General features: G+C 58.2%; 1 protein-coding gene. It reads left to right on the forward strand.

Annotated features, from left to right (window positions below; translation table 11 throughout):
- Positions 1-593 (forward strand): PDZ domain-containing protein (locus BK660_RS31720; protein ID WP_123436461.1); only part of this gene is annotated, 593 nt, incomplete at its 5' end.
- Positions 594-740: the final 147 nt, after the last annotated feature.

Consider the following 740-nt stretch of genomic DNA (forward strand, 5'->3'; position numbering starts at 1 on the left):
AAGTGAACAAGGATCTCGCCGAGTCATTCGGTCTGGATAAGCCGGCCGGTGCGCTGGTTGCCCAGATTCAGGATGACGGCCCGGCAGCCAAGGGCGGCCTGCAAGTCGGCGACGTGATCCTGAGCATGAACGGCCAGCCGATCGTCATGTCTGCGGACCTGCCACATCTGGTCGGGGAACTGAAAGCTGGCGCCAAAGCCAATCTGGAAGTGATTCGTGAAGGCAAGCGCAAGAACGTCGAGCTGACCGTTGGCGCCATCCCGGACGAAGACAAAGAACTGGATGCACTGCCTAAGTCCGGCGCTGAAACCACCAGCAACCGTCTCGGTGTTGCCGTGGGTGAGCTGACCGCCGAGCAGAAGAAAACCTACGACCTCAAAGGTGGTGTGGTGATCAAGGAAGTGCAGGACGGTCCTGCGGCCCTGATCGGTCTGCAGCCAGGTGACGTGATCACGCACCTGAACAACCAGGCCATCGGCTCCAGCAAGGAGTTCGGCGAGATCGCCAAAGCGCTGCCGAAGAATCGTTCGGTGTCGATGCGTGTTCTGCGTCAAGGTCGCGCCAGCTTCATCACCTTCAAACTGGCTGAATAATCCAGCGGCAGGGTAAAAAAGAAACCGCCTCGAAAGAGGCGGTTTTTTTATGCCTGAAGCTTTTGTCCCGGTGGGTAACGATCAGCCCATCATGTCCTTGATCATCCGCTCTTGCTCCATCAGCTCACGCTGGCGAGCATCGATGCG

Origin of the sequence: Pseudomonas brassicacearum (genome assembly GCF_003732265.1) — a bacterium.
Classification (GTDB): domain Bacteria; phylum Pseudomonadota; class Gammaproteobacteria; order Pseudomonadales; family Pseudomonadaceae; genus Aquipseudomonas; species Aquipseudomonas brassicacearum_D.